Annotated in this window: 2 protein-coding genes; one reads left to right on the forward strand and one right to left on the reverse strand. The window is 67.8% G+C overall.

Features of this window, described 5'->3' with window-relative positions; genetic code table 11:
• Nucleotides 1-225: 225 nt before the first annotated feature.
• The gene (locus EXE42_RS15035) at nucleotides 226-1176 is read right to left on the reverse strand and encodes a DUF6293 family protein (RefSeq protein WP_092920311.1); all 951 of its coding nucleotides are present in this window, start codon (nucleotides 1174-1176) and stop codon (nucleotides 226-228) included.
• 121 nt (nucleotides 1177-1297) lie between these two features.
• Here EXE42_RS15035 and EXE42_RS15040 point away from each other — a divergent pair, with 121 nt between their 5' ends.
• On the forward strand, nucleotides 1298-2605 hold the full coding sequence (locus EXE42_RS15040) for an acetamidase/formamidase family protein (protein WP_092920312.1): 1308 nt from the start codon (nucleotides 1298-1300) through the stop codon (nucleotides 2603-2605).
• The last annotated feature ends 251 nt before the right edge of the window (nucleotides 2606-2856 follow it).

Consider the following 2856-nt stretch of genomic DNA (forward strand, 5'->3'; position numbering starts at 1 on the left):
TGTGAGGTGCGGTCGCTGTGCGGGGTGGGACTCAAAGGGGCAGTCACCGGCGGCTCCGCCGCCGGTTGGCCGTGGCGCTACGCGCCTCGCGGCTGGGGCTTTGGCGGAGTCCTTCGCGTATTTGTAGTCGACTGTTTATAAGCGAGCGGCCGGGGCTTTGGCGGAGTTAGTAGCCGATCCGCCAGAACCTATTTATAAGTAAACGACCGATTCACCACTCCCTGTTCACGCAACGTCTCGGTCCTCGTCGGCGTGCGCGCGGACCCACAGCTCGCCGATCCGCGAGAGGCTCGTCCGGTAGGACTTCCCGTGTTCCTCGCGCTCGATGTACCCCTTACCGCCGGGCCCGAGCCGGTCGACATTATAAATGACCTTCGAGCGGAACGAGTCGGTGTACTCCTCGTTGAGCTCGGCCGCGAGCGTCTCCGCCAGCTCCGACACTGACTCGAACTCGCCGTGTTCACCCAGCGTGAACAGCACGAGCTCCTCGAACGGCTTGACGTTCTGGAAGGAGGCGACCGGCAGCTCGATCACGTGGCTGTCGCCGATGCGCTTCGCGCCGATGGTGGTGCCGCGCTCGTCGAACTCCGCGAGGCGGTCCGTGGTGCTCGCCAGCCGGTCCGCGACGCGGTCGGGGTCGACGCCCGCCTCGGCGATGGCCGCGTCGTCGCCGGCGTCGAGGTCGCGCAGAAGGTCCCGCGTCGCGCGCAGCTCCTCGGCGAGCTCGGTCTCCAAGTACTTCTCGGGGGCCGTGTAGTAGGTGTGGATGCGGTCGCGGTCCGCCTGCCGCTCGACCATGATCGAGTGGGCGGCGGTGGCGAACGCGAACGAGACCGGTCGCGGCATCGAACAGAGGTTCACCCACACCTCGCGGTCGTCGGTGTCGTCGACGCCCTCGTCGCGGTCCAGTTCGGCGTTGATCAGGTCGAAGGCGCGCTCGAAGGCGGCGTCGTAGTCGTACACGTCGTCCAGGCGTTCTCGGACCGTCTCGGCGCCGAGGAGGTTCCGGAAGTCCTGTTCGAGCTTGCGCGCGATGTTGCGCGAGTACTCGACGTTGGCCTCGCTGCCGACCGTCCCCTCCAGCAGTATCACCCGGTCGACGTCGAACTGGTCCCGGATGAGGGGGGCGATCATCCGGTCGTAGTCGAACCCGACCGGAACGATGTGGGTCTGCATACGCGAGGCGTTTGGCGGGACGTACTGATAAACGGCCGCACCCGAGTTCGGTGCCGGCGGGTCGGCCGCCCCTTCCGCGAGCAGTAGGGTTATTTCGGTCTGTGCCGTACGCTGACACGGTATGTCACAGCAAGGCGTTCAAGAGGAGCTGTACGTCGACCAGTACACGCTCGGGCTCGTCGGGCCCGACCAGGAGTGGGCCGGCACGGTCGCGGACGGCGGGACGGTGACGACGTACACGCCCCCGGGCTGTTGGGGGCCGATGGTGACGCCATCGTTCCGGGGCGGCCACGAGGTGACCCGGCCGATCCGCGTCGAGGGCGCCGAGGTGGGCGACGCCGTCGCGATCCACATCCGCGACGTGGAGGTGACGAGCATGGCCACCAGCACGGGGTCGATGGCGGAGCGCGAGGGCGCGTTCGGCGACGACCCATTCGTCGACCACCGCTGTCCGGAGTGCGGCACGACGTGGCCGGACTCCGTCGTCGAGGGCACCGGCGAGGACGCGATCCGCTGTGCGGAGTGCGGCGCCAACGCCTCCTCGTTCGGCTTCGAGTACGGCTACACCGTCGCGTTCGACCACGAGAACGCGGTCGGGATCACCCTCGACGAGGCGGGCGCCCACGAGCTCGCGCTCGACGCCGACGAGGTGATGGACATCCCCGAGAACGCCCGGCAGCACCCGATCCTGTTGTACGAGCCGGACGGGATGCCCGGCGCGCTCGGCCGCCTCCGCCCGTTCATCGGCAACATCGGCACCACGCCGCCGGTGACGATGCCCGACTCGCACAACGCGGGCGACTTCGGCCAGAACCTGATCGGCGCCGACCACGACTACGGCGTCGAGACCGAGGAAGACCTCGACCTGCGCACCGACGGCCACATGGACGTGCCCGAGGTCCGCGCGGGCGCGACGCTGATCTGCCCGGTCGTCGTCGACGGCGGCGGGGTCTACGTGGGCGACCTCCACGCGAACCAGGGCGACGGGGAGCTGTCCTTACACACCACCGACGTGAGCGGCACCGTCACGATGGACGTCGAGGTGATCGAGGACCTCGACCTCGACGGCCCGGTCCTCCTGCCGAACGAGGAGGATCTCCCGTTCATCAGCGCGCCGTACAGCGACGAGGAGATCGAGGCGGGAGAGGACCTTGGGGACGAACACGGCGTCGACGTCGACACCGACGCCGCCCCGATCCAGGTGATCGGCTCCGGCGCGACCGTCAACGACGCCACCCGGAACGCCTTCGACCGCGCCGGGACCCTGCTCGGCATGAGCGAGGGCGAGGTCCGCGCCCGGTGTACGTTCACCGGCGGCGTCCAGATCGGCCGGCTCCCGGGCGTCGTCCAGCTCGACATGCTGGTCCCGTCCGACGTGCTGGAAGCATCCGGACTCGACGACGTGACGCGCGCCCAGTACGACTTGTAAGTCGTTGCTGGCGGATCGGCGTCGGAGACAGCCAGATCTCTGGCTTCTTATTTTATAAACGACTACCAATAGATCGACGACGGAGACCGCCAAAGCCCCGGCCGCTCGGTTATAAATAGCTTCCAGCAGATCGGTGACAAACACCGTCAAAACCCCCGCCGCTTGCTTATAGATGACTGCTGGCGGAGCGGTAACGAACACCGCCAAAGCCCCAGCCGCGAGACCGCCCCGCACAGCGACCACGCCTCGCG

The sequence above is a fragment of the Halorubrum sp. SP3 genome (assembly GCF_005435195.1).
Classification (GTDB): Archaea; Halobacteriota; Halobacteria; order Halobacteriales; family Haloferacaceae; genus Halorubrum; species Halorubrum sodomense.

Coding starts and splice junctions, on each gene's coding strand:
- EXE42_RS15035 (WP_092920311.1), bottom strand. CDS start 1,176: ATGCAGACCCACATCGTTCCGGTCGGGTTCGACTACGACCGGATGATC.
- EXE42_RS15040 (WP_092920312.1), top strand. CDS start 1,298: ATGTCACAGCAAGGCGTTCAAGAGGAGCTGTACGTCGACCAGTACACG.